We start from the raw sequence: 13,548 nt of genomic DNA, 5'->3' as shown, positions 1-13,548 counted from the left end.
ACCGCGGTGCACATCCGGAGGTATTCGATGCACATCGAACCAGGTCTCGTCGACGGAACCAAGATTTTTCTCAGCTATGCCACGGCGGCGGCCGCGCTTGCCTACACGGGCAAGGTGGCCATCGAAACCGCGGTGAAGGACGGCCTGGCCGCGCTGGTGCTGCGCTCCGCCATTGCCGTGGCGCTGGTGTTCTGCTTCTTCGAGGTGCTGCCGCATCACCCGGTGGGCGTGTCCGAGGTGCACCTGATCCTCGGCACCACGCTGCTGCTGGTGTTCGGGCTGGCGCCCGCGGCCATCGGCCTGGCGGGCGGGCTGCTCATCCAGGGCCTGTTCTTCGAGCCGCAGGACATTCCGCAGTACGGCATGAACGTCACCACGCTGCTGGTGCCGCTGTTCGCCACAGCCGTTCTGGCGCGCCGCATCATTCCCAAGAACGTGGCCTATGTGGACCTGAGCTACCAGCAGGCTTTCAAGCTCTCTGTGGCCTACCAGGGCGGCATCGTGGTCTGGGTCGGTTTCTGGGCGCTGTACGGACGTGGCACCGGGCTCGAGAACCTGAGCCAGATCGCCAGCTTCGGCGCGGCCTACATGACCGTCGTGCTGGTCGAGCCGCTGGTCGACCTGGGCGTGCTGGCCGCCGCCAAGGGCTGGCGCCGGCTGCAGGGCTCCGTGTTCGTCGAGCGCCGCCTGTACGGCGGCGTCTGACCCGCAGGGCAAATCGCCTTTCCTCTTTTCCCGATGATCGCCGGCCCGCCAGCGCGGGCGCGCGGTGCTCGTTCATTCCCTGTGGCCGCCATAGGCGCCTGAAAGAACACTTCCAATGACCCAAGCAAGCAACGCCAAGATTCCCGTCACCATCGTCACGGGCTTCCTCGGCAGCGGCAAGACCACGCTGCTGCGCCACATCCTCGGTAACGCCGAAGGCCGGCGCATCGCGGTGATCGTCAACGAGTTCGGCGAGCTCGGCATCGACGGCGAGATTCTTCGCGGCTGCGGCATCGGCTGCGACGACGAAGGCAACGAGCGCGAAGGCGCGCTCTACGAGCTGGCCAACGGCTGCGTCTGCTGCACCGTGCAGGAAGAGTTTCTGCCCGTGATGCTGCAGCTGGCCGAGCGGCGCGGCGACCTGGACGCGGTGCTCATCGAGACCTCGGGCCTGGCGCTGCCCAAGCCGCTGGTGCAGGCCTTCCAGTGGCCGGACATCGCCAACATCTTCACCGTCGACTCGGTGGTCACCGTGGTCGACGGCCCCGCCGCCGCGTCGGGCCAGTTCGCCGAGAACCCCGAGGCCGTCGACGAGGCGCGCCGCGCCGACCCGAACCTCGACCACGAATCGCCGCTGCACGAGCTGTTCGAAGACCAGCTCTCGGCCGCCGACCTGGTGGTGCTCAACAAGACCGACCTGATGGACGACGCCGCGCGCGCCAGGGTCGAAGCGCTGGTGCGCGAAGAGCTGCCGCCCGAGGTGAAGATCGTCGCCGCCACCGAAGGCAAGCTGCCGCTCGCACTGCTGCTGGGCCAGGGCCGCGCGGCCGAAGCCACCATCCACCTGCGCGAAAGCCACCACGACCACGAGGAAGACCATGACCACGACGAGTTCGACTCGCTCGTGATCGAGCTGCCGCCCGTCGACCGCGACAGCCTGCTGGCCGTGCTCGGCAAGCTGGTCGAGCAGCACACCATCTACCGCGTGAAGGGCTTCGTCGCCATTCCGGGCAAGCCGATGCGCCTGCTGGTGCAGGGCGTGGGCCGCCGCTTCGACCACCATTTCGACCGCCGCTGGCGCGACGGCGAGGCGCAGCGCACGCGGCTGGTGTTCATCGGCGAAGACCTGGACGAAGCAGTGCTGCGCAAGGCGCTGGAAGAGGTGGCCGCGGTCGCCGCGTGACGGCTTGACGGCCTGAACGCATGCACCTGCTGAGCACCCAGCCCGGACGCTTCGTCGAAGACGACAGCGTCGTCACCCGTCTCGACCAGACGCCGGGCGACATCGTGGTGCTCAGCTCGGCCGATACCACGCTCGCGCTGCTGGCTGCCTCGCGCACCGCGCTGGCCGCCACCGACCCCGGCTACCCGTCGCTGCGGCTGGCCAACCTCATGTACCTGAAGCAGCCGGCCTCGCTCGACCTGTACATCGACGAGGTGCTGCAGCATGCGCGCGTGGTGGTCGTCGACCACCTGGGGGCCGAATCGGCCTGGGCTTACGGGCTGCAGCAGCTCGAAAAGCTCGCCAAGCGCAAGGGCCAGCAGCTCGCGATGTTCTCCGGCGACCTGCAGGAAGACGAAGACCTGCTGGCGCGCAGTACCGCGCCGCGCGCGGTCAGCCGGCAGCTCTGGCAGTACATGCGCGCGGGCGGCGCGGGCAATGCGCTGCAGTTCCTGCGCGCGGTGGCCTTCCATGGCCTGGGCCATGGAGAAGCACCGTTGCCGCCGCGCAGCCTGCCGCAAGTCGCGTTGCACGTGCCGCGCGGCATGGACATCGCACACACGGTGGCCGGCATCGACGACTTGCGCGCCGGCTGGCACGCGGGCGCGCCGGTGGTGGCGCTGGTGTTCTATCGCTCGCACCTGCTGTCGGGCAACATCGTGGCCTTCGACGCCATCGCCGCCGCGCTGAGCGCCGAGGGCCTGAATCCGCTGCCCGTCGCGCTCGATTCGCTGAAAGATCCGCTGTGCCTGTCGGCGCTGCGCGAGCTGTGTGCCGCGCATGACGTGCAGCTCGTGCTCAACACCACGGCCTTCGCCGCGCTGGGGCAGGGCGCGAAGAACGAGGAGGGCGCAAGCCTCGAACTCGCCGGCGACGCGCCCGTGCTGCAGGTGATCGTGAGCGGAGGCAACCGCGAAGACTGGCTGGCCGACAGCCAGGGCCTGCGCCCGCGCGACATCGCGATGCAGATCGCGCTGCCCGAGATGGACGGCCGCATCGTCACGCGTGCCGTGAGCTTCAAGGGCCTGTCGCACCGCTGCGAACTCACGCAGACCGAGGTGGTCAACTACCAGCCCGAGCCCGACCGCGTCGCGTTCGTGGCCGAGCTGGCGCGGCGCTGGTGCCGGCTGCGCGCGCTCGGCGCGGCCGACAAACGCATCGCGCTGATCCTGGCCAACTACCCCGGCAGCGAAGGCCGCATCGGCAGCGGCGTGGGGCTCGATACGCCGGCTTCGGTCATCGCGATTCTTCGCGCGATGCAGGCCGAGGGCTATGCGCTCGGCGACCCCGCCGCGCTGCCCGAAGACGGCGATGCGCTGATGCGCAAGCTGCAGGAAGGCATCGCGAACGACCCCGCGCAGTGGGCCGCGCGCCCGGCCTGGCAAAGCTATGCGCTGGCCGACTACCGCGCGCGGCTCGCGTCGCTGCCCGAAGGCATGGCCGATGCCATAGACGCCCGCTGGGGCACGCCCGAGCAAGACCCGCTGGTGCGGCAGGGGCGCTTCATGATCGCCGGGCTGCGGCTGGGCCGGGTGTTCGTGGGCATACAGCCGGCGCGCGCGCTGGGCACCCCCGGCGCCGCCGACTATGCGAGCTACCACGACGCCGAGCTGGTGCCGCCGCACAGCTACCTCGCCTTCTACTTCTGGCTGCGTGACGCCTTCGCCATCGACGCGGTGGTGCACGTCGGCAAGCACGGCAACCTCGAGTGGCTGCCGGGCAAGAGCATCGCGCTCTCGCAAACCTGCTGGCCCGACGCCATCCTCGGGCCGATGCCCAACGTCTACCCTTTCATCGTCAACGACCCGGGCGAAGGCGCGCAGGCCAAGCGGCGCACGCAGGCGGTCATCATCGACCACCTGATGCCGCCGCTCACGCGCGCCGAGAACCACGGCCCGCTGCAAGACCTGGAGCGGCAGGTCGACGAGTACTACGACGCGCTGCTGGTCGATGCGCGCCGTGCCAAGGTGCTGCGCGCGCAGATCCTCGCGGCGGTGCGGGCGCAGCACCTGGTCGAGGAACTCGGCATGCCCGGCGCCGAAGACGACGCGGTGCTGGCGCGTGTCGATGCCTACCTGTGCGAGCTGAAGGAAACCCAGATCCGCGACGGCCTGCATGTGTTCGGCGCCTCGCCCTCGGACCGGCTGCGGCGCGACACGCTGCTGGCGCTCGCGCGTTATCCCGCGGCGGACGGCTCGGGTGGGAACGCGGGGTTGCTGGGCGCGCTCGCGAGCGACCTGCTGCCCGGTGAAGGCTTCGATCCGCTCGACATCGATGCAGCCAAGCCCTGGCAGGGTGCGCGGCCCGCGCTGCTGCAATCGGTCAGTGCCGATGCGTGGCGGCACCAGGGCGACACGCGCGAGCGGCTGGAGCTGCTGGCGCAACGGCTCATCGAAACGCGCAACTGCCCGCCCGGCCTGCCGCGCACCGCCGCCGTGCTCGGCCGCATCGAACGCAGCCTGGCGCCCGCGCTCGACGCCTGCGGCACGCAGGAGCTGCTGCAGCTCTCGCGCGCCCTGCAAGGCCGCTTCGTGCCGCCCGGCCCGAGCGGCTCGCCCTCGCGCGGGCGGCCCGACGTGCTGCCCACCGGGCGCAATTTCTACGCGGTCGATACCCGCGCCATTCCCACGCCCACGGCCTGGATGCTGGGCCTGAAGTCCGCCGCGCAGCTGGTCGAGCGCCACATGCAGGAGCACGGCGACTACCCGGTGGCGATGGGCCTGTCGGTCTGGGGCACGGCCACCATGCGCACCGGCGGCGACGACCTGGCGCAGGCCTTCGCGCTCATCGGCGTGCGGCCCAAGTGGGCGCCGGGCAGCCAGCGCGTGGTGGATTTCGAGGTGCTGCCCACGGTGGGGCTCGGTCGTCCGCGCATCGACGTCACGCTGCGCATTTCGGGCTTCTTTCGCGATGCCTTTCCCAGCGCGGTGCAGATGTTCGACGCCGCGGTGCAGGCCGTCGCGGCGCAGGAAGACGAAGATGCCGAACGCAACCCGATCCGCGCGCGCATCCTGCGCGAAGCCGCGGCGCTGGAAGCGCAGGGCGTGGAGCCCGAAGCCGCCCGCCTGCAAGCCGGCTGGCGCGTGTTCGGTTCGGCACCCGGCAGCTACGGCTCGGGCCTGCAGCCCTTGTTCGACCACGGCGACTGGCAGACCGACGACGACCTCTCGAAGGCCTACGTCGGCGGCAGCGCCCACGCCTACGGGCAGGGCAGCGACGGCGTGCCCGCGGCCGGCGCGCTGGTGCGGCGCCTGCGCGCCATGGACGTCGTCATGCAGAACCAGGACAGCCGCGAGCACGACCTGCTCGACTCCAACGACTACTACCAGTTCCAGGGCGGCATGGCCGCCGCCGTGCGCCACCTGAGCGGCCAGCAGCCGGCCATGTACCACGGCGACCACGGCAACCCGCAGGCGCCGCGCGTGCGCACGCTGAAGGAAGAAATCGGCCGCGTCATCCGCTCGCGCGTGGTGAACCCGAAGTGGATCGACGGCGTCAAGCGCCACGGCTACAAGGGCGCCTTCGAGATGGCCGCCACGGTCGACTACCTGTTCGGCTTCGATGCCACCGCGCGCGTCGTCGGCGACCACCAGTACTCGATGGTGGCCGACGCCTACGTGCTCGACGAAGCCACCCGCGATTTCGTGAGCGAGCACAATCCGCGCGCGCTGCACGACATGCTCAGCCGCCTGCTCGAAGCCATGCAGCGCGGCCTGTGGCAGTCGCCCGGCGACTACCGCACCCAACTGGAAAACCTGCTGCTCGACCAGGAGCAGCGGATGGAAGGAAGCCTCAGATGACCACAGCCGCCCCGATGCCGCTGCCTTTTCCGTTTGCCGCGATCGCCGGGCAGCCCCGGTTGCGTCAGGCGCTGCTGCTGGCCGCGGTCGATCCCGCGCTGGGCGGCGTGCTGATCGAGGGACCGCGCGGCACGGCCAAGACCACCGCCGCGCGCGCGCTGGCCGAGCTGCTGCCCGGCGCGCCCTTCGTCACGCTGCCGCTGGGCGCGAGCCTCGAAAGCCTGGTCGGCACGCTGGACCTCGGGCAGGCGCTGGCAGGGCACGAGCTCAAGTTCGCGCCCGGGCTGCTGGCGCGTGCGCACGGCGGCGTGCTGTACGTGGACGAGATCAACCTGCTGCCCGATGCGCTGATCGATTCGCTGCTCGACGCCGCCGCCAGCGGCGTGAACGTGGTGGAGCGCGACGGCATCTCGCACCGGCATGCCGCGCGCTTCGTGCTGGTCGGCACCATGAACCCGGAAGAGGGCACGCTGCGGCCGCAGCTGCTCGACCGCTTCGGGCTGTGCGTGCAGCTGCGCAACATCGACGACGCGGCCGAACGTCAGGCCATCGTTCGCGCGCGGCTGGCGTTCGATGCCGATCCGGCGGCCTTCCGCGCGAAGCATGCGCAGGCGGAGGCCGAGTTGTCCGCCGCGCTGGCAAGGGCTCGCGCGCGGCTGGCCGATGCGTCGGCGCTGCCTTATGAAGACGCGGTGCATGACGCGGTCGGCGCGCTGTGCATCGAGGCCGGCGTGGATGGCCTGCGCGCAGACCTCGTCATGCTGCGCTCGGCCCGCGCGCTGGCGGCATGGGAAGGCGCCGAAGCCATCACCACCGATCACGTCCGGCGCGCGTCCGAAGCGGTGCTGCTGCATCGTCGCAAGCCTGAAGCCGCTGGCGTACCGCCGGCCCAGGCACCGGCGCCAGCGCCTCGTGGCGCGGAGGCGAACGGCGCCTCCCAGGCAGGTAGCGCAGCCGACGAAGACTGGGGCGCCATGCCGCCCGAACCCGTCGGCATCGAGCGCGTGAAGCCGCTGCGCCCGCTGATCGCTTCCCGCCCGCAGGCCGCGCCAAAAAAAGCCTGAGCCTCCGGGACGCCGCACCCGCTGGCGCGCGCCAGGGTGACCGGAGGCAGGGCACGCAAAGGGACGCATGGCATGGCGCCGCATCGCAAGGCACGGCCTTCGACTGGCCGCGCACCTTCGCCGCGCGCGGCGCAGGCCGCTTGCGCACCGAACACCTGCGCCACCGCCCGCGGGAAGCACGCAGCGGCGCGCTGCATTGCTTTTTGCTGGACTGCTCGGCCTCGATGCGCGACGACGGCAACCTCGCGCGCGCCAAGGGGCTGCTGCTCTCGCTGATGCAGGAGGCCTACCAGCGCCGCGACCATGTCGCGCTGCTGTGCTTTGCCGGCGAGGTCGTCGAACTGCGCCTGCCACCACGTCGCGCCAGCGCCTGGAACGACGACTGGGTCGCGCCCATTGCCGCCGGTGGCGGCACGCCGCTCGCGCTGGGCGTGCAGCGCGCCGGCCAACTGCTCGCGAAGAGCGAGGCGCGGCAACGCTGGCTGTGGCTGCTGACCGATGGGCGCAGCAGTGAAGACCCCGCGCGGCCCGAGACGGCCGATGTTGCGTGCGTGATCGATTTCGAGGCGGCGCGGGTGCCGCTGCATCGCGCGGAGCAGCTCGCCGCGAAGTGGGATGCGCGCTACCTCACCGTGTAGGGCTGACGGTCGTTTTGCGCCGCCATTGCGTTACCGTGCGGCATGAGCGTCAAAACCTTCTTCCCGGCCCTTGCGTTGAGCCTGACGCTGCCTGCTTTCGCACAACCCGTGGTGCCGCCGGACGGCGCGACTTGCCAGGCCGAAGAGGCGGCGCTGGAGCGCGACATCGATCTCGCGCGTTCCCGGGGCCAGATGCTGCGGCGACGGGAGCTTGTCGAAGCCTTGAGCGCGCTGCAGGCGCAATGCAAGGCGGTGGCGCCAGCCGAGAGCCGCGCGGCCCGCATCGACAGGCTGGAGCAGGAAGCCAGGGCGCTTCGCCAGGAACTTGAGCGCACCGAAGAGCAACTGCGCAAGCTGAAGAGCGAGTCGCCCTGAGGCCGGCGCCGGCTGCTTAAGCGGCGGGCGCCTCGGCTTCCTCTTCAGGCGCCAGCATCGTCCCCCGGCAATTCGCCGCGCCGCAATGGCAGGGGTACTTGGAGGGCGGCGAGCCGTCGTCCGCCGTCAGCGAATAGTCGATGAACAGTTCGTCGCCCGCGTCCACGGCGGTGAGCGTCTGGAACTTCAGCACCAGTTCGCCGCCTTCGTCGTATTCCTCGACCGCCTCGCAGTTGGGCTCGCACGAATGGTTCAGGTGGCGCGTGGCGTTGCCGCCCTTGGCGCCGTCGATGGTTTCGTGGTTCGACAGCGTGAACAGATAGGTGAGCTGGTCGTTCCAGACCTTGGTGGCGATCTCGGCCTTGGTGTAGCGGCGGCCTTCGTACAGGCCCAGGAAGGCTTCGGGCGGCAGGTCGCGCGTGGCGAAGGCGCCGAGGCCGTGCACGCCGCTGGGGCCGACCCGCACGAAAGGCGTGGACGATGTGATTTGCTTGCGGTGCTTCATGGGAGAGCGAGGGTCAGGCGAGAGGGGTGTCGTTGTCTTGATGCAAGGTCAGTGCCATTTCGACCTGGCGGATGACCGGAACCGCGCCGCGCGCGCTGGCCGCCCGCAGCAGCGGACTGCCTTCGGGCTCGTCCACCAGCCGCCAGCGGGTGCCGGGGCGGGCGGTGCCGAGGGCGTCGAGCAGCTCGTGCGCGGCGGTTTCATCGAGGGCGCCGGCATCGAGCAGCGCGCCTTGGCCGTCTCCGGCCGGCGGCATCACGGCGTAGGCGCACATGATGTCGTTGCGCCATACGCCGAGCGGCACGGCATGCTCGTGCACCAGGGCGTCCAGCACGGTCGGCCATTCGCGGCGCCAGGTGGGGCGCGACAGCTCGGCGCAGGCGCGGTGCAGTTGCTGGAGCGCTGCGGGCTCTGGCCGCGTGCTGGCCTTCCTGCGGTGCCGCTCGAAGCTCCATTCGCGCACGTCGAGGGTGCGCAGTTCCTTGAAGCCGGCCTGCCGGTAGAGCGCGCGCGCCGGGTTCTGCTCGATCACTTCGAGCAACGCCTGCGCGATGCGGGCCTGCGACAGGGCCGCCGCCTGCGCCTTGATCAGTTGCGTGGCCAGCCCTTGCCGCCGGTGCGAGTCCGCGATGCCGAAGCCCGCGAGATACGCGCGCGCCCCGCGCCGACCGACCAGCGAGATGCCGCAGGCCGCGCCGTCCACCGCCAGCACGCGCGACAGCCCGAGGTCGACCTCGCCGCGCCGCAGGTGGCGCTCGAAGCGCTGCTCGTCGAAGGCAATCGGCACGAAGTAGCCCTCGTAGGCGCGATTCCAGAGTGCGGTGAGTTCACCGCGCGAAAAGTCCGTGGCGGGGACCACCGCCATGCCGCTGCTGTTCTGCATGAAGTGTCAGGCGACCGGAAGCGTCGCCACGAAACAGGTGCCGTCGTCCGCGCAGGAAGTGACCTGCAACGTACCGCCGTGGGCTGCGACGATTTCCGCGCAGATGTACAGGCCCAGCCCCAGGCCGCCGCCGGGCTTGCTGTGCTGCGGGCGCCAGTAGGGTTGGAAGATCTTGGTGATGTCGCCGGGCGGAATCGGGTCGCCGCCGTTCGCGACCGACAGCACGAGCTGGCTGTCGCGCACCTCGGCGCGCGCCACGATCGGCTGGTCCGGCGCGCCGTGCGCGACCGCGTTGCCCAGCAGGTTGGACAGCACCTGCTGGATGCGCCCCTGGTCGCAGCGCACCGCGCCGCTGATGGAAAGCTCGTCGCGGATGTCCAGCGCCGGATGGGCGGCGCGCACTTCGTCGATCACGTCCCGCAGCCCCGCGGCCAGGAAGCCGGCCTCGCGAATCTCCAGGCCCATGCCCGAGCCGAGCCGCACGCGAGCCAGGTCGAGTACGTCGTCGATCAGCGCCGACATGCGGCGTGTGCTGGCCTTCAGCCGGGTGCCCAGTTTCACGAGGTCGGGCTCGGCCTGCCGGCGGATCAGCAGCTCGGCCGCCGCGCCCACCGACGACAGCGGGTTGCGCAGGTCGTGTCCCAGCACGGCGATGAACTGCTCGCGCAGCTCGGCGGTGGCCTGGGCGGACTGCAGCGCCGTTTCGGTACGCTCCTGGCGGTCTTCGGTCTCGAGCTGGCGCGCGATCAGGTCGGCGAAGGCGGTGAACATCGCCACCACGCGCGGGTCCGACACCTGCGCCGGACGCGGGTCGATGGCGCAGAGGTTGCCGAAATAGTCGCCGTTGCTGTGGATGATGGGCACCGAGATATAGCTCTCGATGTTGTACAGGCGCGGCGTGTGGTGGTTGAAGTACACCGGGTCGGTGCTGGCCTGGTCGATCACCACCGGCTGGCGCGCCGCGCGCGATTCACTGCACAGCGTGGTCTGCACCTGGAGCTGGCCGCCGGGCTTGAGCCCGAACTGGATGGTGTCTTCCACCGCGCAGGCGGTCCAGGTGCCGTCCGTCACCCGGGCCACGGCCGCGAAGCCCATGCCGGTGTGCTGGCAGATGACCTTGAGCAGCGAGGGCACCGCGCTGATGCGGGCGATGGCGGCTACGTCCCGTGCGATGGCTTCGCCGGTGTCGACGGCGGCAACGACGGCAGGCTCTGCAGTGGCGGGGGATGTGGTCAAGGTGCTGGAATGGTACGTCAGGGCCCCGCCGTGCGGTGGCTGCGAGGTCAAGGCTTCGGCTCGCCCAGCGAGGCCAGGCAGCCCACGATGGCGTCGGCCGCCTCGTCCAGCCGGGGGCCGGGGCGCATCATCAGGTCGAAGCGGGCCGATGCGAAGCTGCAGACCCGCCCGCGCCTGATGGCCGACATGGCCGACCAGCCGGGCCGCCCGGCCATGGCCGAGATTTCGCCAAGCGCCGACACCATCAGCACGTCGGGGTCGGCGCGCACCACGAATTCGGGGCTCATCTTGGGAAAGGGGCCCAGCGTGCCGGGCACCGCGTTGCCCAGCCCCAGGCGGGCCAGCGTTTCGCCGATGAAGGAGCTTTCGCTGGCCGCCGCCATGCCGCCGTGCACTTCGAAATACACGCGCCGGCCCTGCCAGCCGGCCGGCACGCGGGCCCTGGCGGCGTCCAGCCCGGCGTCGAGCTTGCGCCAGAAGGCTTCGCCGGCGCCGGGGCGGCCGGTGGCGCGGGCCACGGTCTCCATCACGCGGCGCATGTCGGCATGGGTCTTGGCGTCCAGCGCCAGCACCTTGATGCCCAGGCGCTCCAGCGGCTCGGCAGCGCGGCTGCGCGGGCGCAGCAGCACCAGGTCGGGCTTGAGCGCGACGATGCGCTCGATGTTGGCGTCGTCGATGCCGCCCACCTGCGGCAGCCCCTTCACCGACGCCGGCCAGTTGGCATGGCGGTCGATGCCGACCAGCCGGTCGCAGGCGTCCAGCGCACAGACGGTCTCGGTCAGCGACGGCATCAGCGACACGATGCGCCGCGCCGGTGCCTGCAGTTCCAGGGTGGTGCCCCGGTCGTCTTCCAGCCGGATGGCCGTGCCGGCGGCATGCGCGGCCGGGCCGAAGCCCAGCGCGACGAAGGCCGCGGCCTTGGCGACCCGACGGACGGTGGAAGACAGGAACTGGCGCGGGGCGGGGTTCGGCAGGGCGGAGGAGGTCATCGATCTGGCAGGCGGCGGGCAGGCGTTGGCCCGCCTATTGTCGCGGCGTGCGCAGGCGCAGCAGCCGCGCCGCCTCTTCCTCGCGCGCGTCGTCCACCTCGCGCATCACATGGCGCAGGTCGACCGGGCCGGCCTCCTGAACGAAGCTGCCGGTCAGCTCGGTCTCGGGGCGCAACTGGCCGCGTTCGTACAGGTGCCAGATCTCCTCGCCGTAGCGTGTGTCCAGCAGCACGGGCGCGAACTGGCCGAAGAAGTTGCGCAGATTCTCGACGTCGCGCAGCAGCATGCGCCGGGCGTGGTTGTTGCCCGCGGCATCGACCGCCTGCGGCAGGTCGATGACGACCGGACCGTCCTCGGCCAGCAGCACGTTGAACTCCGAGAGGTCGCCGTGCACGATGCCCGCGCACAGCATGCGCATCACCTCGCGCAGCAGGCTGGCGTGGTGGCGCATGGCATCCGCGGGCGAGAACATCACGTCGTTCAGGCGCGGTGCGGCGTCGCCGTTGGCGTCGGTCACCAGGTCCATCAGCAGCACGCCCTCCAGGAAATTGTGCGGCGTCGGCACGCGCACGCCGGCGGCGGCCAGCCGGTAGAGCGCATCGACCTCGGCGCTTTGCCAGATGGCCTCGGTCACCTTGCGGCCGAAGCGCGTGCCCTTGGCCATGGCGCGCGCCTCGCGGCTGTTCTTGACGCGGCGGTTCTCGGTGTAGTCGACGGCCTGCCGGAAGCTGCGCTTGTCGGCCTCCTTGTAGACCTTGGCGCAGCGCGTTTCTTCGCCGCAGCGCACGACGTAGACCATGGCTTCCTTGCCGCTCATGAGCTGGCGCACCACGGTGTCGATCAGGCCTTCGTCGATCAGGGCCTGCAGTCTTTGCGGTGCCTTCATGCGCGGTGCTCCCGGGAAATGGTGGGACGGGTGGCGAGGTAGGCCCGCAGGCTGTCCGTGCCGAACTGGTAAAGGCCTTCCTGCCGGTGCACGGCAAAGCCCAACTGGCGGTTGATGGCGAGCATCGGCGCGTTGACCTCCGCGTTGCTGGTGGAGATCAGTGTCAGCTCCGGGTGGCGCGAGCGCACCAGCCGCAGCATCGCGGCCTTCACGCCCTTGGCCAGGCCCTTGCCGCGCCAGTGGCGGGCCACGGCCGTGAGTCGCTGGAACATGCGGTCGGGGAACAGCTGGTTCCAGCTGGCGTCGCACACCGCGACGACCTCGTCGCCGTCGAGCAGCAGCACGAGGTAGTGTTCGCCGCCGCGGCGGTCGATCTCGGCGTACCACGCGAGGTAGTCCGCCATTTCATAGCGCATGGGCGCACGCTCCAGCGCACTGGTGGGCGCGTCGTTCAGCAACGTCGACAGCGCGGGCAGCAGTGCCGCGAGCCGCTCGACAGGCACGCGGCCGGCATGGATCTCGGCGCGCAGACCGTGCGCCGGCGCGAAGCCCTCGGTCTCCCAGCGGGCGAGAGCCTGCCAGTCGAGGCCGGCGAAGGTCGCGCGGTTCTCGATGCTGCGGTGCCTTTCCTGCGCTCCGATGGCGCGCAGGAATGCGTGGCCTTCGGGCAGGTGCGCCTTGACCGTCGCGGTGGTCTTGCCCTGTGTTTCCATGAACGCGAGCAGCGCGCCAAGCAGCGTGCTGGCCACGCCGCGGCGCTGATGCGATCGCAGCACGCCGCCCCAGGCATCGACGAAGGGCGCGAAGGATTCGTAGTCGGGCGTGTCCGCGCGGCGGATGCTCATGTTGAGGCTGCCGACGGGCTTGCCGTGCTCGCCGAGGGCCAGCACCCGGTGGACGGCGTGCAGCGGCGCGTTCTGCAGCACGCCGTGCCGGGTCTCGGCGTCGCTCGCCAAGGGTTCGTCGGGAAAATCTTCGGCGCTGCGTTGGCGCCAGCAGGCGAGGGCGGCACGCCACTCAGCCTCGGAAGCGCGCTGGGGATCGAAGAAAACAGTGGTTGCAACGGGCCGCGAATACGCGGCGTTGGCTTCGGACATGGTGTGCCTTGATTCGAAAGGGAACGGGTCGCGGCCGGCACATGCGTACTGGCGGCGGCGTTTGAATCGGGGCGGTTTGTCGCGGCGGCGAAAAGGCCGCGGGTGCCGGACCGGCCGTGCCCGTCAGGGGCACGTGCTGCGCGGGAGG

General features: G+C 70.7%; 12 protein-coding genes. 6 read left to right on the top strand and 6 right to left on the bottom strand.

The window, feature by feature from the left end; all coding sequences use genetic code 11:
• Positions 1-27 precede the first annotated feature (27 nt).
• From L3V85_RS21910 to L3V85_RS21885, 6 genes are all read left to right on the top strand, one after another.
• Positions 28-705 carry an energy-coupling factor ABC transporter permease gene (locus L3V85_RS21910; RefSeq protein WP_237674809.1) on the top strand — a complete coding sequence of 226 codons (678 nt, stop codon included), beginning with the start codon at positions 28-30 and terminating at the stop codon, positions 703-705.
• A 115-nt stretch (positions 706-820) separates the two neighbouring features.
• Positions 821-1,888 (top strand): cobalamin biosynthesis protein CobW, encoded by a 1,068-nt coding sequence (gene cobW / locus L3V85_RS21905; protein WP_237674808.1) that lies wholly within the window; start codon positions 821-823, stop codon positions 1,886-1,888.
• A 20-nt stretch (positions 1,889-1,908) separates the two neighbouring features.
• A complete protein-coding gene (cobN, locus tag L3V85_RS21900) occupies positions 1,909-5,727 on the top strand; it encodes a cobaltochelatase subunit CobN (protein ID WP_237674807.1) in 3,819 nt (1,272 codons plus the stop codon).
• Positions 5,724-6,791: an ATP-binding protein gene (locus tag L3V85_RS21895; protein ID WP_237674806.1), complete on the top strand. Its 1,068-nt coding sequence runs from the start codon at positions 5,724-5,726 to the stop codon at positions 6,789-6,791. The genes cobN and L3V85_RS21895 overlap by 4 nt, the downstream gene beginning before the upstream one ends.
• A 140-nt stretch (positions 6,792-6,931) precedes the next feature.
• The gene (locus L3V85_RS21890; RefSeq protein ID WP_237674805.1) at positions 6,932-7,429 is read left to right on the top strand and encodes a vWA domain-containing protein; all 498 of its coding nucleotides are present in this window, start codon (positions 6,932-6,934) and stop codon (positions 7,427-7,429) included.
• Positions 7,430-7,471: 42 nt separating this feature from the next.
• Positions 7,472-7,804, top strand: a complete 333-nt coding sequence (locus L3V85_RS21885; protein WP_237674804.1) for a DUF1090 family protein — start codon at positions 7,472-7,474, stop codon at positions 7,802-7,804.
• Positions 7,805-7,820: 16 nt separating this feature from the next.
• On the opposite strand, the gene L3V85_RS21880 is transcribed toward L3V85_RS21885, so the two are convergent.
• Genes L3V85_RS21880 through L3V85_RS21855 form a run of 6 tightly spaced genes read right to left on the bottom strand, consistent with a single transcriptional unit; the run spans position 7,821 to position 13,400 of the window.
• On the bottom strand, positions 7,821-8,309 hold the full coding sequence (locus tag L3V85_RS21880) for an SET domain-containing protein (protein WP_237674803.1): 489 nt from the start codon (positions 8,307-8,309) through the stop codon (positions 7,821-7,823).
• Between the two features lie 13 nt (positions 8,310-8,322).
• Positions 8,323-9,192: a GNAT family N-acetyltransferase gene (locus tag L3V85_RS21875; RefSeq protein WP_237674802.1), complete on the bottom strand. Its 870-nt coding sequence runs from the start codon at positions 9,190-9,192 to the stop codon at positions 8,323-8,325.
• Between the two features lie 6 nt (positions 9,193-9,198).
• Complete coding sequence (locus L3V85_RS21870; protein ID WP_237674801.1) at positions 9,199-10,428, bottom strand: GAF domain-containing sensor histidine kinase; 1,230 nt, start codon at positions 10,426-10,428, stop codon at positions 9,199-9,201.
• Positions 10,429-10,475: 47 nt separating this feature from the next.
• Positions 10,476-11,417 carry an ABC transporter substrate-binding protein gene (locus L3V85_RS21865; RefSeq protein ID WP_237674800.1) on the bottom strand — a complete coding sequence of 314 codons (942 nt, stop codon included), beginning with the start codon at positions 11,415-11,417 and terminating at the stop codon, positions 10,476-10,478.
• A 34-nt stretch (positions 11,418-11,451) separates the two neighbouring features.
• On the bottom strand, positions 11,452-12,303 hold the full coding sequence (locus L3V85_RS21860) for a PA4780 family RIO1-like protein kinase (RefSeq protein ID WP_237674799.1): 852 nt from the start codon (positions 12,301-12,303) through the stop codon (positions 11,452-11,454).
• Entirely contained in the window at positions 12,300-13,400 is a 1,101-nt protein-coding gene (locus L3V85_RS21855) for a GNAT family N-acetyltransferase (protein ID WP_237674798.1), read from the bottom strand. Before L3V85_RS21855 ends, L3V85_RS21860 begins: the two co-directional genes overlap by 4 nt.
• Between the last annotated feature and the right edge of the window lie 148 nt (positions 13,401-13,548).

This window comes from Variovorax paradoxus (genome assembly GCF_022009635.1).
Classification (GTDB): Bacteria; Pseudomonadota; Gammaproteobacteria; order Burkholderiales; family Burkholderiaceae_C; genus Variovorax.
Note: the sequence above shows the minus strand (reverse complement) of the source record. Positions and strands in the feature narration are given on the sequence as shown.